Below are 24,501 nucleotides of genomic sequence, written 5' to 3'. Positions count from 1 at the left end.
TTTAATTTTTAGCAATATTTAAAATAACGTTGCATAATGTTTTTAACTCATTATCTTTTATTATAAATGGTGGCATTATGTAGATTAATTTTCCAAATGGTCTAACCCATACTCCAAGTTTTACAAATTCTTTCTGACAGTTTTTAATGTCTACATTATTTTTCATTTCTAAAACCCCAATAGCACCAAGAACTCTTACATCTGCTACTGAATCAAATTTTAATGCTGGTGATAACCATTCTTTCATTTTAGTTTCAATATTAGAAATGATATTTTCCCAGTCAGAATTTTGCAGTAACTTAATAGAAGCAAGTGATACGGCACATGCTAACGGATTTGCCATAAATGTTGGTCCATGCATAAATATGCCAGGATTTCCGCTTGAAATTATATCTGCAATATTATTTGTGCATACTGTTGCAGCAAAACTCATATAACCACCTGTTATTGCTTTTCCCAGACACATTATGTCGGGTTTAATATTTGCATGTTCACATGCGAAAAGTTTTCCAGTACGTCCAAATCCTGTAGCTATTTCATCAAAGATTAGCAATAAATTATATTTATCACAAAGTTTCCTGGCTTCAATTAAGAACTGAGGGTGATAAAACCACATTCCACCTGCGCCTTGTACTATAGGTTCCAGAATTAATGCTGCAATGTTTTTGTGTTTTTTCTCAAATAAATCATTTAATGTCTCAATGTCTGTAGGATTCCATTCAGCATTAAATCTGGATTTTGGTTGTGGAATAAAATACTGTACAGGTAAACTTTCCTTAAAAATGTGATGCATTCCAGTTTCAGGATCGCATACTGACATTGCATTCCATGTGTCACCATGATAACCCGAGCGAATTGTTGCAAAATGTTTTTTCTCAGATTTGTTTTTTGAATGCCAATATTGTAATGCCATTTTCATTGCAACTTCAACAGAAACGGAACCTGAGTCACAGAAGAATATTTTAGTTAGGTTATCTGGCAAAATTTCAATTAATTTTTCTGCAAGTTTTATGGCAGGTTCGTGAGTTAAACCACCAAACATTATGTGAGCCATTTTGTTTAACTGATTTGTTATGGCATCATTTAAAACCGGGTGATTATAGCCATGAATTGCTGCCCACCATGATGACATACCATCAATTAATTTTTCTCCTGTTTCGAGTTCAATGTAAACACCATTTGCTGATTTTACAGGGTAAACCGGAAGTGGGTCATTCATTGATGTATAAGGATGCAAAATATGTTCCCTGTCAAAATCCAGATTACTTTTGATTTCTTCAGTTTTCATTACTTCTTATTTGTGTTAAATCCCAGTTTTTTGAATTGCTCCATATCTTCATCAATGTTTTTTCCTACGGTAGTTAACAAATCACCAACAAGTGCTGCATTTATACCTGAATTTAAAGCTTTTTCTTCAAGGTGTGAAATCATATTTCTTCCTCCGGCAAAACGAATATTTGCATCCGGATTTATGAATCTAAAAAGTGCTATTGTAATTATTACTTCATCGTCTGATAAAGGATTTGCATTTTCAAGAGCAGTTCCTTTTATCGGGTTTAAAAAGTTTAATGGAATTGATTTTGCTCCGATTTTTCTTAATTCAAAAGCTAATTCGATTCGTTGCTCCATACTTTCACCCATTCCAACTATTCCGCCACTGCAAATTTCAAGTCCAACTTCCTTTGCCCATTCAATAGTCTGAAGCTTTTCATTTATTGTATGTGTTGTACAAAGATTATTAAAAAATGAAGGAGCAGTTTCAAGATTACAATGATAATGCACTATTCCTGCATCTTTCAATTTGCTTAATTGCTCTTTGTTAAGTAATCCCATTGAGGCACACAAATGAATATTCATTTCTTTTTTTATATCAGAATAGATTTCTAGTAGTTTTTCCAGTGTTGAATCTGAAACTGTTTTGCCACTTGTTACAAGAGAAAATTTATGCACACCTTTTTTATGATTATTTCTTGCCTGAATAAGTGCCTGTTCTTTATCAATAAGGTCATAAATTTCGATGTCTGTATTATGAAAAGCTGATTGTGAACACCATTTACAGTTTTCGGGGCATTTACCTGAACGTGCATTTGTAATAGAACATAAGTCAATAAAGCTACCTGTAAAATGAATTCGAATTTCGTTAGCAGCATTACATAGGTATTCTATATCTTCTGTTTTTGAAAGGTCTAAAGCTTCTTCTGGACTTATGGTACCACCTTTTAAAATACAATTTTTGAGATTGTCAATTTCTTGAATATTCATAAATTAATTTTGAGTTTTGTGAAATAAAAAAAGCGTAAACAAATGCTTACGCTAATAAATAATGAAAATATTTTTATTATTAAAATGTTAGATTTACTGGATTGATAATTATTTAGTTGTGATTGTTGTGTTGTTAGAGTAATTGGAATTAAAGTACTGACAATATATTCATGTTCGTTATTTTCATCTTCTTTAGCAAAGTTGTAAAATAATTCTATTTCAGTAAAAGATTTAGATTTTTTAATAAAACCCTGAGCTACTTCAGCTTTTAATGTTGAAATTTTTACAACTTTTCCAATAGAAATAAATGATGCATAGGCTTTCCGGCTCCAACGCGAGAAGTTGAGTGATTTGTAAATATGTAAATTCTGAGTTTGCATTATTTTGCAAAGTTAAGATTTTTTCAGAAAATATATATTCTTTTGAAAACGGTTGGTATTAATCAACTATTCTTATAATTAATAGAATAGAATCAAGGATATCTTTTCTTTCTTTTTTTAGCCTTTTTTATATTGTTATTTGATTTGTTCTTATCCTGCTTTTTTAAATCCTCATGCTTGTTATTAATATAATATTCAGCATGGTCTATATTTTCTTTAATGTTATCTGAATCTGTGAAATTTCCTGTACACCAAACATCATATGAATTTGATGTGTTATTTTTTTTAAAGTAATCTGGTAAAACACTTTCTATTTTGGTTAATAGCTCCGGGTTATATTTTAATAGATTTTCTCGGGTTAACAAGGATAATACATCGAACTGTATTGCCGAAGAGAATGCATTAAATTTATATTTCGGTGTTATCATGATGGCATTATGTCCGGGTGAATTTTTCCATTGTTCGATTATTGCTTTTGCGAGTTCTGTGTATGTTGTTTTACCCTCAATAAAAGATCTTTTTAAACAAATTTCTGCACAGAAATATCGCATTTTATTATAATGTTTCTGAGATTCTGTTTTTCCGGGTAAACTGTCAGTTTCTCCGTGACCGATAATATTATAATAAGCCTGATATTGACTATGATGTATAGATCCAAGGTATAAAGTATCGTTCCATAGTACAGGGTTAAGTTTTTTTTCTTTTCTGTAAATATTACATTCAATCCATACTAAACTGTCTATTAACTTATAATTTAAACTGCTTATTTTAATAATATCACTGGGGTTGTTAGCTTTTTTACCAGTTATAGATTCTTTTATAGGAAAAGCATTTATTGGAATTTTATGGGGTGCATATATTCTTCCTTTTACTCCATTTAAATTATAAGTAATATCAATACTATCATTGCCAAAAGTTGTACTCTTTGAGAAAATTTGTGCTTTAATATCAAAGCAATAAAAAGTAAAAAATATATGAAGTAGAATGCAAATATTTGTTTTTACAACAAATAACACATAATTTATTTTTTTATTAAAATTCATCTAATAAATTTTATATAGAAATTACAATAATTTAACGATGTGAAATATAATAAATTTAAAAAGAAAATTAAAACTTATTTTAGAAAAAATAAAATAGTTTTTATAGTTGTTTCTACTGCAAAATATATAAATACCATAGCAAATATTTTAAAAATTACAGGAATTACTTTTGGATTTGAAAGTATTTTTCTGAATTGCGAAAAAATAAGTGCAACTGCAATTGTTGAAAGTAACCAACCTATTTGAACAAGTGCAAGGAAGAGATAATCTCCCATAAAAATCTTTTCTTGAAGTATTATAGCTCTTGGAACGCAAATAGTTATCCAATAAGTCCAAAGCATACCATTTGCTAATATCATTGTTGATATTTTCCAGATACTGAAAAATGCTTTTTCTCCTGAATCGATTTTTTTAATTTTCCATATTGAGAATGATATCCAAATAAGAATTCCTGCACCAATAATTGAAATAATTCTGAATACATATTCAGGTAAATGAAACGATGATAATAACAACATGCTAATTAGTGCAACAATTGTCTCTACAAGTAATGCCCATAATATAATTCGAATACTTCTAAGAAAACCGGATTGTAATATTTCTGTGAAAGTTGCAGCTAAAACAGGTCCAGGTATTAAACCACCAATAAGACCAAGAATAAATGCGCTGATAATGTCGGTGCTCATTTATTTTTTTAGAAATAAAGCAATTTGTTTGCTATGAAATTTACTAAGTACAATTAATCCGACTATTGCTCCTATTGTTGCATATAGCATATCAGATTGTGTGTCCCAAACATAACCCTGAGTGCCAAGAAATGCATCACCTCCATCGCCGGTCATTATGGAAACAAACCATTCAATAAATTCATATGCAACACTTATTGCCATGCAAATTGAAACAATAATAAAACTTAACCAGTTTTTATTATTCAAAATATTTTTGCGAATAAATATTTCACGGATAATAAATGCAGGAACAAATCCCTGAGCAAAATGTCCAACTTTATCATAGTTATTTCTTGATTGGTGAAATACTTCTTTTATCCAGTCAAATAAAGGAACTTCTGCATAAGTGTAATGCCCTCCAACGAATAAAATACAGCAGTGAATTAAAATTATTGTATATAGAAAATTTGTTAATCTGAACTTTTTAAAAGTAAATACAAGAACTATTAATCCTATTAATGCTGGAAAAACCTCTAAAAACCATGTAAAATATTCTTTTGGTTTAATTGCCGACCAAATAAGCACAACGAAGAAAATTACTAAAAGGGTTTTTATATATTTCATATGAAATAGAAAGTTTATTCTACTATTGTCATTTCATTTACAAGGTGGCCTGCACCAGCAAATTTATCAATGATAAATAAAACATAACGAATATCAAGTGTAATGTTACGACATTGATCTGGGTCATACATAATATCGCTCATTGTTCCTTCCCAGTTTCTGTCGAAATTAAGGCCTATAAGCTCACCGTTCCCATTTATTACAGGACTTCCACTATTGCCTCCGGTTGTGTGATTTGAGCCAGTAAAACAAACTTTCAGAACTCCGTTTTCGGAATATCGTCCATAATCTTTATTTTGCCAAAGCTCTTTTAATCGTGTTGGGACATCATAATCATAAATAGTAGAATCATCTTTGTCGATAATGCCATCAAGTGTTGTAAACCAATCATAAGTTACTCCATCTTTGGGAGAGTAATCATTTACTTTGCCATATGTTATGCGTAATGTTAAATTTGCGTCAGGGTAGAATGTTCTTTCCGGTTGAAATTCCATTTGAGCTTTCATGTATATTCTATTAAGACTGTCAACCTGATTGTTGTAATTGTTTACAAAAGGCAGAATACTTTCATTATACATATTGGCAATCTGAGCGTAAAAAATAAATATCGGATCTTTTTCAATTGTTTTAGCACCTGATTTTTTAAAATTTTCCAGAAATGAGTTTACTTTTAAATCTGAAGAAAATATTGTTTTATTAGAAATATCATTAACACAATAATCCCAGTTTCCTTTATATTTTTTAATCCATGTTTTCATAATTTGTGGATAATAATCAGGCGAAATGCTATCACAATACATCTTTAACATCAGACTAAACATTTTCTGATTTGTGGTTAGATTGAAATCCTTAAACATATCCCTAGATCGTACTCTGATAGTTGCAAATATTGGTGTAAGCAAACTATCAGATTTTGTTCCCCATGACTGATAATCTTTAAAATTACCTGCAAATTTTACCATTTCATCAGTCATTACTCCTTCAAATAAGTATGCTTCTATTCTTGTGTACGGTGTTAATTTTTCATAAACTGATTTATATTCAGGTAGAATATTACCATACATTTTTTTTCTTTCAGAATCAGCGTTAACCCAGGTCTGAAATTTGTTTTCAAACTGTTCTTTTTTCTCAATAGCGTTTAATCGTTTTAACCCACGATTCTCGCCAAGCCATTTTTTCCAGTAATTAGAAACTGTTGCATATTTATTTGAATACTGTATTCTAACTTTGGGACTTGCTGTCATATCTGTGTTCATAATTCCCATTCTAACTTCGCGAAGCTTTATTTGATGTGGATTTTCAACTTCAGTAAGCATTTTTATGGCATAAGATGGTAAATATTCCTGTGTAGTTCCTGGGAACCCGTAAACCATCGTAAAATCATCTTTTTTTACTCCTTTTAAAGAAACAGGAAAAAACTTTTTGGGTTTATAAGGAACGTTGTTTGGAGAATATTCAGCAGGTTGGTTATCTTTATTTGCATAAATTCTAAAAACAGAAAAATCGCCGGTATGGCGGGGCCACATCCAGTTATCTGTATCGCCGCCAAATTTTCCAATTGACGATGGGGGAGCACCAACTAATCTTACATCTTTAAAAATTTCATAAACAAACATATAGTACTCATTTCCATAATAGAATGGTTTTATGTCAATACTATATCTTTTTTCTTCACTTGTTTCTTTTTTTATTTTTGCAATATTCTTTGAAATTTTTGCGGCTCTTTCTTCCTGTGTCAATTTATTAGATATTCCATCTAAAACTTTTGTTGTAACATCCTCCATGCGAACAAGAAATGTGACAGAAAGTTTGGGATTTGATAATTCTTCAGATTTATTCATTGCCCAGAAACCATTTCTTAGGTAATCATGTTCAACTGTTGATTGTGCCTGAATTGAACCATAACCACAATGGTGATTTGTTAGTAACAATCCTTCATTAGAAACCAGTTCGCCGGTACAGCCTCTTCCGAAAAGCACAACAGCATCTTTCATGCTTGCTTGGTTTATACTGTATATATCTTCTGCGGTAAGTTTAAACCCTTTTTTTTGCATGTCTTCAAATTTGTACTTTTTAAGTAAAATTGGAATCCACATTCCTTCATCTGCAATTGCTGTTAAAACAAAGGGAATAATAATTATTATAAATAGGATTTTTTTCATTTTGGTTATTCTATAAAATTTTCTAATTCATTATAAAGTTGCTGAACCGGTAAGCCCATAACATTAAAATAAGAGCCTTCAATTCTTTCAATTGCTACATAACCGATCCATTCCTGAGCTCCATAAGCACCTGCTTTATCATATGGTTTATATTTTTCAACATAAAATTCAACTTCTGAATCGCTTAAATTTCTAAACCAGACTTTAGTTTCTGAGCAGAATGTTATTTCGTGTTTTAATGAAGAAATACAAACTCCGGTATAAACAATGTGCATTTGTCCGGAAAGCATTTTAAGCATTTGAATGGCTTCGCTTTTATCAACTGGTTTATTTAATACCTTATTATCAAACCAGACTATTGTATCAGCAGTTATTACAATCGTTTTATTATTAAGAATTGGTTTATATGATTGTGCTTTGTGTTTGGAAAGATATATTGCAATATCTTTACCTTTTAAATTATCTGGTATTGATTCGTCTATTTCTGGAATAACTATTACTTCAAAATTAAGATCCAGACCTTTCAACAGCATTTGCCTGCGAGGAGATTGAGAAGCCAGAATAAGATTGTATTCTGAAAGTTTATCCTGTAACATTTTATTCTATGATAAATCTAAGAAGTACAGAGAAAACTAATCCTGCAAGCATAATCCCTTTAATACCTGTACTTATATAATGATACTGACCTTTTTCATTGGCTTTTATTAATTTATAAATCAGGTAAATTGTAGGTAAAGCTATAGTTACTAAAAGATATGTTAATGAAATGTAGTCTCTGAAATAATAATAATATATAATGCCCAATAATATTAAAATAATTGTAAGTAATGTTATTACTATTACTTTTGATGATTTAATTCCAAAAACTACAGGAATAGTTCTTCTTCCAACTAAATTGTCGCCTTTTAAATCTTCAATATCTTTTAATATTTCACGAGCCAATGTTGTTAAAAAAGCAAAAGCAGAATAGCCTGCAATATATAAAAACAATACGCTAACAATCGTAGTTTCAACAGGAGGGCGATCGGGTGTAATCACTTTATTTAATGATGGAATCTCAAATATTACTGTTAGCAAAGGAACTAATCCGGCAAATAGTGCGATAATTAAATTTCCAATAATTAACTGTCTTTTGTAAAGTGCAGAATAGAACCATAATCCCCCGGATATTATTGCAAATAAAAATCCCAAATTAAAGAGGCCAATTTTGTAAGAAATATAAAAACCAAGTGCAACGCCAATAAAATTAAAAATGTTATTTATTGTCATTGCCATTCTTCTAGATATTTTTGTTCCTACAAGTACGGTGTCAGGGTGGTTTTCGGTGTCAACTCTGACATCGAAATAGTCATTAATAGCATATCCGGCTGCTGCAATACACACTGTTGATAAAACCAATAATGCAAAAAGTCCTTCTGAAAACAGCAAATTTGTTTTTGCAGGATCAAGTACTTTAACAATAGGATCAATAAAAGTAAAAATCACACACCATCTCATAAGATATTGAGTAAGAATTATTATAAGTAAATTCTTGTATCTTATTAATTTAAAGAAATCTATAATTTGCATAAACCTTTTTTTTACCAATTATGAGCATCATCATCCATCCATTTTCCCTGAGCACGAAGCACCTGTTCAATAACATCGCGTACACAACCTTTACCTCCTTTAATATCTGAAATATATTTTGATATGCTTTTTATTTCCTCAGCAGCGTCAGCAGGGCAAACCGGCAGACCTGCAGATTTCATTATTTTATAATCAGGTATATCATCACCCATGTAAAGTACATCTGAAGCATATAAACTATGTTTTTTCAAAAATATTTCAAACTCAGTAGTTTTTTGCCTGCAGCCCATGAAAATATCTTTAACTCCAAGTCCTTCAAATCTTTTAAGAATACCTTCTGAAACTCCACCTGTAATTATTGCCATTGGGTATCCTTTTTTTATTGCTAACTGAACAGCATAACCATCTTTAATGTTCATAGTACGTAATTGATCACCATTTTCAGTCAGAAATATGTTTCCTGAGAAAACACCGTCAACGTCAAACGCGAAAGCTTTTACATTAACCAGTTCTTCTTTAAAGTTTGCCATAATTTATTTTTGTTCTTTGTACATTTTTAATATGCTTTCGCTTACAAAGCTATAAATTTTTGCGAAATCGGGATTATCTGATAGTGAATTTAAGTGTTTATTTATAGTCGTAATATCATTGCGAATTGCTGGTCCAGTTTGTATCTCATTTGGGTTAAATGATTTCAGTTTTTCAAATGTTTCAGTTATTAAAGGTCTTAATAAGTTAAAGTCAATATTATATTCTGTTGTAAGTTCTTGAGCAATAGTCATCATGTGATTTGTAAAATTATTTGCAAATACAGCAGCAATATGAATTTTTAATCTTTGCTCTGAATTTAGGTTTATAGCCTTAACATTTAATAATTTACACCAGTTATCTAAAATTTCATTTACACAATTATTAGAACTTTCGAAAAATACTGGAATCTCAGAAAAATTTAAATCTTTTTTAGTTTTGCTAAATGTTTGGAGTGGATAAAATACTCCATAATTAGTTGAATAACTTTCAAAAACATTAATATTAGTACTTCCTGAAGTATGAATTAAAACAGAATTGTTTTTTCCAATTGTTTTTATGATCTCAGAAATAGCAATGTCTGGAACAGATATTATATAAATGGCTTTTTCATTGCAAATTTCATTGAGGTTATCTGTAAAACCAGAATTAATATTTTTTGAAAGTACAGTAGCGTTTTCTATGTTTCTGCTCCAAACGGATTTTATTTTTATTCCCATGCCGGTAAGTGCAATTCCCAGATGAGAAGCAACGTTGCCAGCTCCAATCAAATAAATTGGTAATTTTGAAAAATCTTCGCAATTCATACAACAAAAATAGAAGTTTTGCTCGGGATAAAATAATAGTTTTAATTTTGTTTGAAATATAAATGATTGGCGCTAATTTCACGAATTAAAATAATTGTAAATTAGTGTTATTCGTGTCAAGTTTAAAATATGTCCTCTAAAAAGCTAACAGGTTTATTTTTTGGTTCTTTTAATCCGATTCATATTGGTCATTTGGCTATTGCTAATTATATTCTAGAGTTTACTGATATGTCGGAATTATGGATGATAGTTTCTCCCCACAATCCATTAAAAAATAAGAAATCACTTGCTCCCGATTATCATAGATTGGAAATGGTTAAGTCTGCAATAGGTGACCATACAAAAATGAAAGCAAGTGATATAGAATTTAAATTACCAAAGCCTTCATATACAATTGATACTCTCGCTTATTTAACTGAAAAATATCCGAATAAAAAATTTTCTTTAATAATGGGTGCTGATAATTTACAAAGTTTTGAAAAATGGAAAAATTATACTGAAATTTTAAAGAGTTATAAGATTTTTGTTTATCCAAGACCTGGAATTGATATTAAAAATTCAAAATTTGAAGGAGATATTGAAATAACAAATGCGCCTTTAATAGAAATTTCTTCAAGCTTTATTCGCGATGCAATTAAAAACGGAAAGGATATAAGATTTTACTTACACGATAAAGTATTTGAATATATAGGGGAGTGTGGGTTATATAAATAATTACGAATATAATTATTTGTCCTTCATAACAAATCTTACAGTTTTTCTACTTTGCTGAGAAATAAAGATCTTTTTATTTGAAGTTACTCTTTCAATTGTTTTTTGATCGTAGTTTCTAATTGTAGCTAACTCAACATTAGTATTATAAAGAACTTTATAATCTTTTTGAAGCTCTTTTATAAGTGGTTTAATTTTTCTTTCGTCATAATCAACCACAACAGAAAAGCTTATCGAGGAATTTTCCATTAAGTTTATGCTTACCTTATGTGATGCAAATAGTCCGAATATTGCACTTAAATTTTCTTCAACTATAAAAGTGTAATCTTTTGAAGATATTGAGAGTAGGATTTGATTTACACGGAAAATAAATGATGGAATTTTAGAATCCTGAGAACTGTTATTATTAATAACAGAGCCATCTTCTTCAGGATTTAAGAATGACTTTACATAAAGTGGAATATTTTTATTTTTTATTGGCTGTATAGTTTTTGGATGAATAACAGTTGCACCGTAATATGCTAATTCTATTGCTTCGTGATATGAAATATTATTTAACTTAACAGTATCATCAAACCATTTAGGATCTGCATTTAGTAAGCCCGGAACATCTTTCCATATTGTTACATCGTTAGCTTCAATTGCATGAGCTATAATTCCGGCAGTAAAATCAGAGCCTTCTCTACCAAGAGTTGTTACATTATTTTGATTGTCAGAGCCAATGAATCCCTGAGTTATAATAATATCATAATTTTTAAATGACTCAACGATTTGTTGTTTACAATTATTGCAAGTTGTTTCCCAATTTATAGCAGCATTTCTATAATTATTGTTTGTTTTAATTAGTTCTCTTGCATCTACCCATTTAGAATTTATTTTTTGTTCTAATAAATATGAATGAATAATTTTTGTTGAGATTACTTCACCCCATGAAATTAATTTATCATATTCGTAATCATAATTTTCAGGTTCAAAATTTATTCTAAGATAATTAGTTATTTTATTGAAAATTTCCAAAATGTCTTTCTTAGTAGTTTCCTTTAAATCAGTTTCAAATAAATTGTCAATAATATTTATATGATAATCTTTAATTGAATTTAAGGAATCTAAAATGTTTTTATTTTTATTAAAATAATCGTTTAAAACTTTTTCTAAAGCGTTTGTAGTTTTTCCCATTGCAGAGATAACAACAACAATTTTTGAGTCAGAATATTTAAAAAGAATTTTAGCAATATTTTTTACTCCACTAGCATCCTTTACTGATGCTCCTCCAAATTTAAATACTTTCATTGCCTATTTATAGTTTAATGTAAATTAATATGGAATATATTTGTCTGCTAAAATACAAAGAAGTTTCTAATTTTAAGAAACTTTTCTATATCGCCATACAGCTAGGCTTAACATACCTAATGACAGAATTATCATTGAATATACACTTTCTGTTATCTCTTTTAAGCCTGATCCTTTTAATAACACCATGCGCATAATTTTTACAAAGTACGCTAAAGGATTTAATTTATCGACTACCTGAGCCCAGTATGGCATGTTTTCTATACTGGTAAATAAACCACTCATAAGAATAAATACCATCATAAAAAAGAAAGATATCAGCATAGCTTGTTGCTGAGTATTTACAAGTGTTGAAACAAAAAGACCAAGACTTAATATGAAAATCAGATAAATTCCTGCAAAGCCAAAAACGAGTCCAATATTTCCTACAATTGGAATATCGAAAAGTAGTTTGCCTATTGTCATTCCTAATGCAAGTTCAAGTAAACCGATAATCCAGAAAGGAATAAGTTTACCTGCAATAAACTGATATTTTTTTATTGGAGTTACGTTTATTTGTTCGATGGTTCCCATTTCTTTTTCGCGAACCACATTCATTCCTGCAAGAATAAATCCAATGAGTGTTACAAGCATAACTAGTATACCTGGAACCATAAATGTTTTATAATTCAATTCAGGATTATACCAGTAACGGTTTGAGGTTTGTATACCACCAGAGGAGTTATTCCCCAGCATTTCTGCATAAATCTGTTGATTATAGCTTTGAATTATAGACACGATATAACCTTGTGACAGTCCGGCATTAGTGCCATTTATTGCATCGACAAGTACCTGAACTTTCACATTTTTTTCATTTTTGATGAATTGTTTTTCAAAATCAGGTGGAATAATTATAGCTACTGCAATATTTCCTTTATCAATATTTTTAATGGCATCTTTAGCTGAATTATTATCTAATGTTACATTAAAATATGGCGAACCTTCAAATTTACTGATAAGTTTGCGTGATATGGTTGAATGATCAAGATCAACAATGCTTAGGCGAATGTCTTTCATTTCAAAAGTAGCCGCATTAACAAGGATAATTAGTTGAATAATTGGTGCAATAAAAATCATAGGCAGCATTGTCCGGTTTCGGAAAATCTGAATAAATTCTTTTTGTATTATGAAAAGTATAGTTCTCATTTATTCTAAACGTATTTTATACTTTTTAATACTTAATGCAATAAAGAATAATGTCATTCCGGCAAGTACAGCAGTTTCTTTCCATAAATCAAAAAAACCGTTTCCTTTAAGCATGATAGATCTAACTATTGTTATGAAATATTTTGGTGGCATTATTTTACATAAATACTGAAGAATCAGAGGCATGTTTTCTATTGGAAAAATAAAGCCAGAAAGTAATATAGTTGGTAACATTAGTGCAAGTAGCGAAATCATCATAGCTGACTGTTGTGTCTTTGTTACAGATGAAATTAGAATACCAAGAGAAAGTGCCATAAGTATAAATAACATACTTTCAGATAAAAGAAAAAACAGATTCCCGACTACCGGAACATCAAACACAATATTGCCGATTAGAATAATAAGACATGCGTCAATAAAAGATAATAAAAGATAAGGAGTAACTTTTCCAATAATTACAATTAGTGGATTTAGTGGTGACGCTAATAATACCTCCATTGTTCCTAATTCTTTTTCACGTGTTATAGAAATTGAAGTTAACAATGCAGAAACTATCATAAGTAACATGGCAATAATTCCGGGAACAAACATGTAAGAGCCTTTCATTTCTGGATTATAAAGTAATCTTACTTCTGGCATTATGATAGAAACATTTTGTTTTGAACCAGATATTTTTGAAGAATAATCTTTTATTATTGCTTCGGTATAATTAGCAAGTATGTTTGCCGTATTTGGGTCTGAAGCGTCGCCAATAATCTGAACGGCAGATTTTCCCTCCTTTTCAAGCTTAGTTGCAAAATTACTCTCAAAAACGATAACCTCTTTAATTTTTCCTTCGCGAAATGCCTGATGAATTTCTTTTTCTGAGTTAAGTGTTGCATCAAGTTTAAAATATCCAGAGGAGAGTATTTTTGATGATATTTGCTTTGTCACCTGATCCTTTGAGTGATCTAGAATAGCAATAGAAGCATCTTTTATTTCATTTGTGATAACAAATCCAAATAACAATACCTGAATTACCGGCATGCCAAAAAGAACGAACAACGTGCGAGGGTCTCGGATAATATGGATGAACTCTTTTTTTATGAATCCTGCCAGCTGTTTCATTATTCTTTATTTTTTGCTTTACGAGCCAGTTTTAAAAATACTTCATTCATGTTTTCTACTCCTTGATTTGTAACTAATTCTTCGGGAGTTCCTATAGCTTCAATTCTTCCGTCTACCATAATAGATACTCGGTTGCAATATTCTGCTTCGTCCATATAATGAGTTGTTACGAAAACTGTGATTCCCTCATCGGCAGCCTGATAAATCAGATTCCAGAATTCACGGCGGGTTACAGGATCTACACCTCCGGTGGGTTCATCAAGGAATACGATAGCTGGTTTATGAAAATTAGCCACTGAAAATGCAAGTTTTTGTTTCCAGCCAAGAGGAATACTTTTTATTAATTCATTTCTGACATTTGTTAAATTCAATTTTTCTATCAATTCATCAGAACGTTTTCGAATTTCTTTTAAACTTAAGCCATAAATTCCTCCGTAAAAGCGAATATTTTCATAAACAGTCAAATCTTCATAAAGCGAGAATTTCTGGCTCATGTATCCAATATTCTTTTTTATTTTGTCAGTTTCCTTATAAACATCAAAACCTGCAACTTTAATATCTCCTGAAGTTGGAGTAAGTAAACCGCATAATATTTTTAATGCTGTTGTTTTTCCGGCTCCATTTGCTCCAAGAAAACCAAAGATTTCACCACTTTTGACTTCGAAACTTAGGTTGTTATTAGCAACAAAGTTTCCGAATTTTTTAATCAGATTCTTTACTGATATTACAGTTATCCCTGTTTCCATCATTCTTGCTTTTTATTCATTAATGAAAGGAAACAATCTTCAATGGTGGGTTTACAAATTGAGATTTCAATGTTTGAATACCCTTTTGTAGTGAGAAATTCGTGTAAATTGTTTGGATTTATTTCATTTTGTGAAGAGTAATGTACAGTTTGACCAAATAAGTAAGCCTGACTTAATGGGTCAAAAGTTTTCAAATCATCAGATAAATGGTGATTATACTTTGTTTTAACAGAAAATAATTTTTTGTCATAATTCTTAATAACATTTTCGGGACTGTTTATTTGCATTATGTTTCCTTCTTGTATAAGGGCAATGCGATCGCATAATGCAGCTTCGTCCATATATGGAGTGGAAACAATAATTGTAATTCCTTCGTTTTTGAATTTTCTTAACAATTCCCAGAACTCTTTACGTGAAACTGCATCAACACCTGTTGTGGGCTCATCGAGGACTAAAATTTCAGGTCTGTGAATAAGTGCGCAGGAGAGAGCCAGCTTTTGTTTCATTCCACCTGAAAGTTTTCCTGCAGGTCTATTTTTAAAAGGTTCAATCTGTACATATATATCTTTAATCAGGTCGTAATTTTTGCTAATTGTTGTTCCAAATATCGTTGCAAAAAAACTAAGATTTTCTTCAACTGTCAAATCATAATAAAGAGAAAATCTTCCAGGCATATATCCAACGATTTTTCGGATTTGTTTATATTCTTTTACTACATCAAAACTAGCCATAGATGCACTTCCTGCATTGGGTAAAAGCATAGTAGTAAGAATTCTGAATAAAGTTGTTTTTCCTGCACCATCCGGACCAATCAAACCAAAGAGTTCGCCTTTAGCCACATCAAAACTCACAGGATGTAGTGCACGATGTTTATCGTAAATTTTTTCTATCTCATGAACTGATATATGTTTTCCGATTTCCATTAATTCCTATTTCGTAAATCCTAAATCCTAAATCAAAACTTAACTTCTCCGGGCATTCCTATTTTTATGCTTCCGTCGTTTTTTACCTTAATTTTTATCGCATATACCAGGTTTTGTCTTTCTTCACGAGTTTGAATAATTTTAGGAGTGAATTCTGCTTGAGAAGAAATCCAGGTGATAGTTCCGGGCATTTCTTTTAAACTTCCTTTTCCATCATCAATCATGGTCTTAACAACTTGCCCAATTTTTATATTTCCTAATTGTTTTTCGTCAACATATGCGCGAAGAATGATTTCGCCAAGATTGGCAATTTTATATACTGAACGTCCGGGTATTGTCATTTCTGATTCTTCCAGATATTTTTCAAGTACTGTTCCATTAATTGGATTAATCATATAACTTCTGTGAATCTGATCCTGGATTTGCTTTATTTGGAAGTCTATGCCATCAAGTTCACTAAAAATAGCCTGATTCTGAGTTCTGATGGCTTCAATTTGTTTGTTTATAACATTAATACTGTTATTTATATCGTCCAATTGCTTTTCGGGAACAGCTTTGTCTTTCAGTAGTTTTTCAATACGGGTTTTCTCAGAAAGTAGATTCTTTTTTTGTTCTTCTTGTACTGCGATCTGAGATAATACATTTGATACTTTTGCTGATACAGCCGATTTCTGCGATTCAACCTGTTTAAGTTTTAACCATAATGAAATAGTGTCAATAATACCGGTAACTTTTCCGGAATCAATAATCTGACCTTCTTCTACATTTAGTGAAATTAACTTCCCCTGAACCTCTGAAGAAACAGTTACTTCCACTGCTTCGAAATTTCCATATGCATCGGAAACTTTATTATTATCTGAACAAGATTGCAATATTGCAAACATTGTTATAAGAATTATGATATTTCTTTTCATATGATATATTTTTTCATTTTTTAAATTTTTGCTCACTTTAAGTATTTTAGTCACTTGAATTACTCTAGTCACTTCTTATAATAAACCTTTTATTACCATATAATTATACTTTGCCAAAACCAACTGTATTTGATGCCTTTTCATATCAATTCTGGCTTGTGTTTCTGCTGTAATGTCATCAATGTAGTCGGAACTTTTTATGGTACCGTTTTGCAATTTTGAGGATGACGCAGCAGTGATTTTCTCTCTCAGTGAAATAATCTCCTGATCTTTGTTAAGAAGTTCTTCCATTTTTTTTATTGAGCCAAGTTCATTTTCCATTTGAACTGAAATACCTTTTACAAATGCTTGCTGTTGATTTGTTATCATTTCTTTCTGAATATCTGTAACTCTTCTGTCGTGCTTGCTTTGACTCCAGTCCCATGGTGTCCAGCTTAATTTTGCACCAACAATATAAAAACTATCGAAATTGTCGCTAAGCATATTTAAACCGGGGCGACCATATCCAGCTTGACCAAAGCCATAAAGTTTTGGCATTAATGTGGTTTTTGAAATTCCTTTTGATGCATCTAGTCTTGTTTGTTGTAATTTAAATAGTGTTAATTCAGGACGTGAGATCGTGTCATTAAACGATACTGGTGTTTTTTTATATCCCAGTTTACTGTCTTTTGAAATTTCTTGTCCTGTTAATAAACCTAAAGATGATAAAATATTTTCTCTTGTTATTTTAACATCTGTAATTTGTTGCACAATCTTTAATAATTCAGCCTGAATTGTAAATAAATCAGATTCTGTAAGTATGCCATTAGTAACACAAGAGTTGATAACAGATTTTTTTTCTTCGAGTTTGCTTTTATATGCTTTTAATAATTCTTCATTTTCCTGTAATAACAATGCGTTAAAGAAAAAAGTATTTACCTGCTCTTTACGTTGGTTAATTTCTACTGCAATTTGTTGTTTTTCGACTTGCAATCCTGCGCTTTCCATTTTTTTTCTTTGGGATGAAATCCCACCATCAAAAATAACCTGATTTACATCAAGCGTAGCTTTATATTGATCTTTTGCAGGTGAAGGAATATGTAGATTTGGGATGGGAAGTGAAACACTTACAACATCACTCTGGTAAGTAGCTTGTCCGTTAACACTGATTTGAGGAAGCAATGAAGAATTAATATTTTTAGTTTTTAAATTACTGGCTTCTTCAGTTAATCCGATGTTTTTAGATGTTGGCCAATTTGAAATTAAAGACTGGTAACAATTTTCAATATATAAAGTGTCATTCCCCTGACTATGTCCAAATAATGGAAAAATTAAGGAAATGAGCAAACAGTTTTTTATTTTTATCCACATAGCTTTATTTTTTTATAGAATTAACCACATATTCATAAATAATTATTTTTCTTTCTTCAAGAAAATGTTTGTATTCATTATCATCATTTTTAAATATCATTCCTTTTATAATTGGTGCTGCAGCAACAGGAAAAATGCACATCGACAGAATGTTTACCACCAAATGCTCTGCAGGCATAGTGCAGATAACTCCATTGTCCATTTCTTTCTTAAATAAATTTAGTATAACAGTTGGATTAAACCCTTGTTCTTTCATACTGTTAATAAGCATTTCTGGTCTTAATCGTATTTCATGAAGAATAAATGCCGGTAAAAATGGATTATTTGAAAGTACATCTAAATAATTATCTATAAAGAATTTGAGTTTGTCGAAAAAAGATATTTCTGATTGAAATGTTTTAAAAACCTTTGGGAAAAAATTTTCAAATACAGACTTAAAAATAGCTTTAAATAAATTCTCTTTTGACCTGAAATAATAGTGAAGCAAAGCTTTGTTTATTCCAGCACGTTCGGCGATTTTTTGCATTCGTGCTCCATCAAAACCATGTTCTAAAAACTCTTGTTTTGCAGCTTCAAGTATCTTTAATTCAGTGCTTAATTCAATTTCTGTCATTGTTGACTAAATAGTTTAACCAAACGGTCAAATTTAAAACATAATTTATTAAAATGCAAATGTTTTTAAATTATTTTTTCATTTTGACGAATCACTTGTTATTAGTTATATAAATACATATTTTTGGGATTATTATAATAATTCTTAAAATATGAAAACTTTATTATTGTCTATAATTAGTTTAATACTAATTGTTAACGTTTTTGCTCAAGCACCACAGTCTTTCCAATATCAGGCTGTAATTCGTGATGTTTCCGGAAATGTATTGCAAGCGCAGCCTGTGGGTTTAAGATTGAGTATTATTCCTGTTTCTGCTGTTGGTGTTGCAGAGTATGTTGAGACGCATACTTTAACAACAAATACATTTGGAATAGTATCTTTAACTGTAGGCAATGGTACTGTTGTTACAGGAAATTTTTCAACAATAAACTGGGGAGCATCAAATCATTTTATTAAAGTAGAGGCAGATCTTGGCAGTGGTTATATTGATATGGGAACTACTCAACTTCTTTCTGTTCCATATGCTATAAATTCTTTAAATGCAACTCAGGCTGATAATGCTACAAATGCAAATTATGCTACAGTTGCCGGAACAGCAAATTATGTTGGTGGAACTGGAATTGACATTACTGGATCAACAATTACCAATACAGCTCCTGACCAGACTATAACATTAACGCAGAGTGGTGCAACAACAATAAGTGGAACATATCCAAACTTTACAATTAGTAGTACAGATTTAAATTCAGGAACTCCAGGTGGATTAAATAAGTCAATTCAGTTTAATGATGCAGGTGTTTTTGGTGGTAATACAGGTTTGATATGGGATAATTCAAATGAGCGTTTAGGAATTGGAACCACCAGTCCTTTAGGTAGAATGGTAGTTCAGGGAAGTGCAACAGCTCTTGCAACAGAACCACTTTTTGAAGTTAAGAACTCATTAGGACAAACAGTTTTTGTTGTTTATCAGGATAGCGTAAATGTTTTTGTAAATGATGAAGCTATTCAATCAAATAGAGGTGGATTTGCAGTTAGTGGTAGAAATAATGCAAAAGCATTTACAAATAAATATTTGCACGTTACTCCAGATAATTCAAAAATCTGGACAAAAGATACATTAAAAGGATTTGGAGTAGAAAATATTAATGGAACTAATAAAACCGGTTATATGCAAATGACTCCGAACAATTATTTTATAGGGCACGAAACAGGAATAAATATAACAACTGGAAAATATAATTCTTTTATAGGTTATCAGGCTGGTTATTCTGACACATCGGGAAGTAATAATTATTTTATTGGTTATCGTTCTGGATTCAGTAATTTAAGTGGATATAGTAATTTGTTTCTTGGAGATAATAGTGGATATTCAAATACAATAGGGTCAGAAAATGTTTTTCTTGGCGACAGTTGTGGGTATACGAATACCACTGGTAACTATAACGTATTTCTTGGTAAGAATGCTGGATTTGTAAATAATTCAAGCAATAATGTTTTCCTTGGATACGAAAGTGGAAAGCAGAATTTTTCCGGATCAAATAATGCTTTTATGGGATATCAGGCAGGACGGTCAAATACTGTAGGGTTAAATAATGTTTTTATCGGAAATTCATGCGGATATAGTAATACAAATGGAAATTTTAATGTGTTTCTGGGTAATGAAGCCGGTTATTCTAATACCACTGGTCTTGCAAATGTTTATTTAGGTGAAAACGCTGGTCGTATGTGTCTGTCTGGTTCTCAAAATGTTTTTCTTGGTAATCTGGCTGGTACAAATTTCTTGACTGGTAATAATAATGTGTTTTTAGGGAATGAAGTTGCTAAAAACTTTACCAGCGGACAACAAAATGTGATTATTGGAAACCAAGCTGGTTTTACAGCAACTACTGGAGATTTTAATGTTTTTGTCGGGCATCAGACCGGTTACAAAAATAATGGTGGTAAAAAAAATGTATTTATCGGACATACTGCAGGGTTTAATAACACTACCGGTGAGAGCAATATTGCAATAGGCGAAGCTGCGCATTTTAACAATGTACAAGGATTATATAATGTAGCCATTGGATTTGAGGCGGGTTGGGCATCTGTTTCATCTAGCAATTGTACGTACCTCGGTGCAGGAGCTGGTAGAAATAATGTTGGTCTTTCGAATACTTTTATAGGAAATAGTGCTGGTCAATCAAATATTAATGGTATGAACAATGTTGCTTTAGGGTTGTTTGCAGGAATGTATAGTACTGGATCAAATAATGTTTTTATAGGAAATGGTGCAGGTACTGGCACATTTATGGGTCCACAGGGTCCAGGATCAGGAAATGTGTTCATAGGATATGGTGCAGGGCAAAATGAAATTGGTTCAAATAAACTTTATATTGCCAATACAAGTACAGCAAATCCATTAATTTTTGGTGACTTTTCAACAGGTATGGTTACATTAAATTCTGTACTAAAATTAATACCAGGTACTGCACCCGCATCACCAACAGAAGGTGCTATATATTCAAATAGTACAGATCATCATTTGTATTATTATAATGGTACTTCATGGAGGCAATTGGATAATTAACAACTTAAGATAAAATAAACTGATGTTTTCTAATACTTGTAAATTTGTTTTCAATTTTTTTTTAATCTTATAATGAAATCAATAATTATGAAAAATGTTATTGTTACTTTTTTAGTATTTGTTTCTTTTTTTGCTTGGGCACAAATACCTCAGTCTTTTCAGTATCAGGCTGTAATTCGTGATGTTTCCGGAAATGTATTGCAGACACAGTCAGTAGGTTTAAGATTGAGTATTATTCCTGTTTCTGCTATTGGTGTTGCAGAGTATGTTGAGACGCATACTTTAACAACGAATACATTTGGAATAGTCTCTTTATCTGTAGGAAATGGAACTGTTGTTACAGGAAATTTTTCAACAATAAACTGGGGAGCATCAAATCATTTTATAAAAGTGGAAGCTGATCTTGGCAGTGGTTATATTGATATGGGAACTACTCAACTTCTTTCTGTTCCATATGCTATGTATTCTCAATCTGCAGGTAATGTTGATACTTTATGGAATAAAAGTGGTAACAATATTTATAATGCTAATCCCGGTAATGTTGGAGTTGGATTAAATAATCCTTCTGGCAGGATGGTAGTTCAGGGAAGTTCAACTGCCTTAGCAACCGATCCTCTTTTTGAAGTTAAAAATTCATTAGGTCAGACAGTTTTTGTAGTTTATCAGGATAGTGTAAATGTTTTTGTAAACGATGATGTTATCCAATCTAACAGAGGTGGGTTTGCTGTAAGTGGAAGAAATAATGCAAAAGCATTTACAAATAATTACTTAAAAGTAACACCAGACAAAACAAGAATATTCTTAAATGAAGATGCTGCAAGTGATGGTTTTGCAGTAATGGGATTAAATGCATTAGGAAATAAAGATTTTTTAAATGTTAGCGTTGATACTAATGAAATAATTAATCCAAGTCAACAAAGAATATTATGGTATCCTTCAAAAGAGGCTTTTCTTGCTGGTAAGGTTTTAGTAGAACATAGGGATAGTATTGGTATAAACTCTTTTTCATCTGGTTCTGAATCTAAAGCTATTGGTGATTGGTCACAGGCTTTAGGTTTTAATTGTATTGCCCGTGGTAATTATTCTATGGCAATCGGAAAAAATTCTATTGCAAATGCTTCCAATTCATTTGCCTTTGGTGAGTCTGCATTTGCTAATCATTTTGATTCATATGCATTAGGTTCAAAAGCTATTGCTAACGCTGAAGGTAGTTATGCACTTGGCACAGCCGGTAGAGATACATTAGGTAATTTGTTAGGGACTTTTACCAAAGCTAATGGTATTGGTTCGTTTGCTTTTGGTTCAGGATGCGTTTCAAATGGAATTAATTCAATTTCTTTTGGAGTTGCTGATTCTGCCACTGGTCGTTTATCTGTTGCAATGGGAGCGTATTCAAAAGCCTATGGAGATTATAGTTTTGCATTTGGTTATCCATTTTTAGGCGGATATCCAACACAAACTTTTGTTACAAGCGCCAATTCGTATGGTGTTGCATTAGGAACAGCTGTATCGGCTTCTGGAGTCGGTTCAATTGCTATGGGAAGATTTTCTTATTCTACAGGAATGAGTTCAGTTGCATTGGGTTTTGGAGTACCAGGTACGTTTTTCTCGCCAGCAAATTATAATATTGCAAGTGGTGCATATTCATTAGCTGTGGGTCTTTCAAATAGTGCGTTAGGTGATAATTCCGTGACAATTGGTTTAGATAATAGTGCCGCAGGAAAGGAAGCTCATGCAGTTGGTAGTTATACTTCTGCTCAATCATATTGTTCGTTTGCATTTGGTAAGTGGAATTCATTATTAGGTGGAACTGCTGATAGCTGGGTACTTACTGACCCGTTATTTGTTATAGGAAATGGTACTGCCTCAGGTGCACGTTCAAATGCAGTTACTATACTAAAAAATGGTAATGTTGGAATAGGAAATACAGCACCTGTATATCAACTTCAATTATCATTAAATTCAGCTGCAAAGCCTACTTCAAGTACATGGACAATTGCATCAGATATCAGGCTAAAAGATGTGAAAGGTGCATATGTAAAAGGACTAGCTGAAATATTAAAATTAGAAACTATAGTTTATCGATATAAAAAAGATAATGCGATGGGAATTTTGGAAACTGAAACAGATGCTTATGGTTTTAGTGCACAGGATGTTCAGAAAATATTTCCTGAAGCTGTTTCTGTAAATGATAAAGGTTTCTTAGGTATTGATATACATCCTGTTTTAGTTGCTGAGATTAATGCTTTTAAATCTTTGAATGCAAGAATTGAAATACTGGAGAAAGAAAATGCAGATTTAAAATTAAAAATTACAGAAATAAATGAACTTAAAGCTGAAATCGAGAAAATTAAAAAGTATCAGACAGAGAAGTAAAAAACTTATTATAGCAGATTTAATTTAGATATTGATTATTATTTTAATCTAGTTTATTGAAAATATTTTGAAAAAATTAAATAATATTTTAACATTATGAAAAATATATTGTTCTCGATTTTTGCAACAGTTATAACATTAACTTCTGTTGCTCAGACACCTCAGTCTTTTCAATATCAGGCTGTAATTCGTGATGCATCTGGTAATGTGTTACAATCTCAATCAGTAAATTTGAGATTAAGTATTATTCCTGTTTCTGCTATAGGTGTTGCAGAATATGTAGAGACACATACCTTAACAACCAATACATTTGGAATATTATCTTTATCTGTAGGTAATGGTAATGTTGTTACAGGAAATTTTTCAACAATAAACTGGGGAGCATCAAATCATTTTATAAAAGTGGAAGCTGATCTTGGAAGTGGTTATATTGATATGGGAACAACTCAACTTTTGTCTGTCCCATATGCACTTTATTCTGAAACTGCCGGTAATGCAGGTCAAACATATACTTCTGGAAATGGAATCGGAATAGCTGGCAATGTAATTTCAAACACATCTCCAGATCAGACAGTAGTTTTAAATTCAGGAACTGGAACAAATGTTATAGGTACATATCCAAACTTTACAATAAATAATACTCAACCGGATCAAGCAGTCACTTTGACTCAAGGTGGT

At 31.2% G+C, this 24,501-nt stretch carries 23 protein-coding genes; 4 read left to right on the top strand and 19 right to left on the bottom strand.

Annotation, left to right across the window (positions count from 1 at the left end; all coding sequences use genetic code 11):
* Position 1: 1 nt before the first annotated feature.
* From HY951_18590 to HY951_18540, 11 genes are all read right to left on the bottom strand, one after another.
* Positions 2 to 1,288, bottom strand: coding sequence for an adenosylmethionine--8-amino-7-oxononanoate transaminase (locus HY951_18590; protein ID MBI5542071.1), 1,287 nt, complete (start codon positions 1,286 to 1,288; stop codon positions 2 to 4).
* Entirely contained in the window at positions 1,288 to 2,262 is a 975-nt protein-coding gene (gene bioB, locus HY951_18585) for a biotin synthase BioB (protein MBI5542070.1), read from the bottom strand. The genes HY951_18590 and bioB overlap by 1 nt, the downstream gene beginning before the upstream one ends.
* Positions 2,259 to 2,642, bottom strand: coding sequence for a hypothetical protein (locus HY951_18580; protein MBI5542069.1), 384 nt, complete (start codon positions 2,640 to 2,642; stop codon positions 2,259 to 2,261). The genes bioB and HY951_18580 overlap by 4 nt, the downstream gene beginning before the upstream one ends.
* Before the next feature lie 92 nt (positions 2,643 to 2,734).
* Entirely contained in the window at positions 2,735 to 3,685 is a 951-nt protein-coding gene (locus tag HY951_18575; protein ID MBI5542068.1) for a CAP domain-containing protein, read from the bottom strand.
* 74 nt (positions 3,686 to 3,759) lie between these two features.
* The gene (locus HY951_18570) at positions 3,760 to 4,371 is read right to left on the bottom strand and encodes a hypothetical protein (GenBank protein ID MBI5542067.1); all 612 of its coding nucleotides are present in this window, start codon (positions 4,369 to 4,371) and stop codon (positions 3,760 to 3,762) included.
* On the bottom strand, positions 4,372 to 4,977 hold the full coding sequence (locus HY951_18565; GenBank protein ID MBI5542066.1) for a DUF2238 domain-containing protein: 606 nt from the start codon (positions 4,975 to 4,977) through the stop codon (positions 4,372 to 4,374).
* A gap of 14 nt (positions 4,978 to 4,991) precedes the next feature.
* Entirely contained in the window at positions 4,992 to 7,139 is a 2,148-nt protein-coding gene (locus HY951_18560; GenBank protein MBI5542065.1) for a S46 family peptidase, read from the bottom strand.
* A 5-nt stretch (positions 7,140 to 7,144) separates the two neighbouring features.
* Entirely contained in the window at positions 7,145 to 7,735 is a 591-nt protein-coding gene (maf, locus tag HY951_18555; protein ID MBI5542064.1) for a septum formation protein Maf, read from the bottom strand.
* 1 nt (position 7,736) lies between these two features.
* Positions 7,737 to 8,708 (bottom strand): geranylgeranylglycerol-phosphate geranylgeranyltransferase, encoded by a 972-nt coding sequence (locus HY951_18550; protein ID MBI5542063.1) that lies wholly within the window; start codon positions 8,706 to 8,708, stop codon positions 7,737 to 7,739.
* Positions 8,709 to 8,719: 11 nt separating this feature from the next.
* The gene (locus tag HY951_18545; GenBank protein ID MBI5542062.1) at positions 8,720 to 9,238 is read right to left on the bottom strand and encodes an HAD hydrolase family protein; all 519 of its coding nucleotides are present in this window, start codon (positions 9,236 to 9,238) and stop codon (positions 8,720 to 8,722) included.
* Positions 9,239 to 9,241: 3 nt separating this feature from the next.
* Complete coding sequence (locus HY951_18540; GenBank protein ID MBI5542061.1) at positions 9,242 to 10,042, bottom strand: DUF2520 domain-containing protein; 801 nt, start codon at positions 10,040 to 10,042, stop codon at positions 9,242 to 9,244.
* Between the two features lie 129 nt (positions 10,043 to 10,171).
* Between HY951_18540 and HY951_18535 the strand changes: the two genes are divergently transcribed.
* Positions 10,172 to 10,756, top strand: a complete 585-nt coding sequence (locus HY951_18535) for a nicotinate-nucleotide adenylyltransferase (protein MBI5542060.1) — start codon at positions 10,172 to 10,174, stop codon at positions 10,754 to 10,756.
* Positions 10,757 to 10,768: 12 nt separating this feature from the next.
* Here the strand turns inward: HY951_18535 and HY951_18530 are convergent, their stop codons facing one another.
* The 8 genes from HY951_18530 to HY951_18495 all read right to left on the bottom strand — a co-directional run bounded on the left by HY951_18530 (position 10,769) and on the right by HY951_18495 (position 18,881).
* Positions 10,769 to 12,043: an aspartate kinase gene (locus tag HY951_18530; GenBank protein ID MBI5542059.1), complete on the bottom strand. Its 1,275-nt coding sequence runs from the start codon at positions 12,041 to 12,043 to the stop codon at positions 10,769 to 10,771.
* 72 nt (positions 12,044 to 12,115) lie between these two features.
* A complete protein-coding gene (locus HY951_18525) occupies positions 12,116 to 13,228 on the bottom strand; it encodes an ABC transporter permease (GenBank protein MBI5542058.1) in 1,113 nt (370 codons plus the stop codon).
* Positions 13,229 to 14,335, bottom strand: a complete 1,107-nt coding sequence (locus tag HY951_18520) for an ABC transporter permease (GenBank protein ID MBI5542057.1) — start codon at positions 14,333 to 14,335, stop codon at positions 13,229 to 13,231.
* The gene (locus HY951_18515) at positions 14,335 to 15,081 is read right to left on the bottom strand and encodes an ABC transporter ATP-binding protein (protein MBI5542056.1); all 747 of its coding nucleotides are present in this window, start codon (positions 15,079 to 15,081) and stop codon (positions 14,335 to 14,337) included. Before HY951_18515 ends, HY951_18520 begins: the two co-directional genes overlap by 1 nt.
* Positions 15,081 to 16,004, bottom strand: a complete 924-nt coding sequence (locus HY951_18510) for an ABC transporter ATP-binding protein (protein MBI5542055.1) — start codon at positions 16,002 to 16,004, stop codon at positions 15,081 to 15,083. The genes HY951_18515 and HY951_18510 overlap by 1 nt, the downstream gene beginning before the upstream one ends.
* 32 nt (positions 16,005 to 16,036) lie before the next feature.
* The gene (locus HY951_18505; protein ID MBI5542054.1) at positions 16,037 to 16,918 is read right to left on the bottom strand and encodes an HlyD family efflux transporter periplasmic adaptor subunit; all 882 of its coding nucleotides are present in this window, start codon (positions 16,916 to 16,918) and stop codon (positions 16,037 to 16,039) included.
* Positions 16,919 to 16,993: 75 nt separating this feature from the next.
* Positions 16,994 to 18,268, bottom strand: coding sequence for a TolC family protein (locus HY951_18500; protein ID MBI5542053.1), 1,275 nt, complete (start codon positions 18,266 to 18,268; stop codon positions 16,994 to 16,996).
* A gap of 4 nt (positions 18,269 to 18,272) precedes the next feature.
* Positions 18,273 to 18,881 (bottom strand): TetR/AcrR family transcriptional regulator, encoded by a 609-nt coding sequence (locus HY951_18495; GenBank protein MBI5542052.1) that lies wholly within the window; start codon positions 18,879 to 18,881, stop codon positions 18,273 to 18,275.
* A gap of 151 nt (positions 18,882 to 19,032) precedes the next feature.
* Here HY951_18495 and HY951_18490 point away from each other — a divergent pair, with 151 nt between their 5' ends.
* The 3 genes from HY951_18490 to HY951_18480 all read left to right on the top strand — a co-directional run.
* Positions 19,033 to 21,447 (top strand): hypothetical protein, encoded by a 2,415-nt coding sequence (locus HY951_18490; GenBank protein ID MBI5542051.1) that lies wholly within the window; start codon positions 19,033 to 19,035, stop codon positions 21,445 to 21,447.
* A gap of 87 nt (positions 21,448 to 21,534) precedes the next feature.
* The gene (locus HY951_18485) at positions 21,535 to 23,823 is read left to right on the top strand and encodes a tail fiber domain-containing protein (GenBank protein MBI5542050.1); all 2,289 of its coding nucleotides are present in this window, start codon (positions 21,535 to 21,537) and stop codon (positions 23,821 to 23,823) included.
* Between the two features lie 96 nt (positions 23,824 to 23,919).
* On the top strand, positions 23,920 to 24,501 hold a 582-nt coding region (locus tag HY951_18480), incomplete at its 3' end, for a hypothetical protein (protein ID MBI5542049.1).

The sequence above is a fragment of the Bacteroidia bacterium genome (genome assembly GCA_016218155.1).
Lineage (GTDB): Bacteria > Bacteroidota > Bacteroidia > Bacteroidales > GWA2-32-17 > GWA2-32-17.
This window is presented reverse-complemented; position numbering and strand designations above follow the sequence as displayed.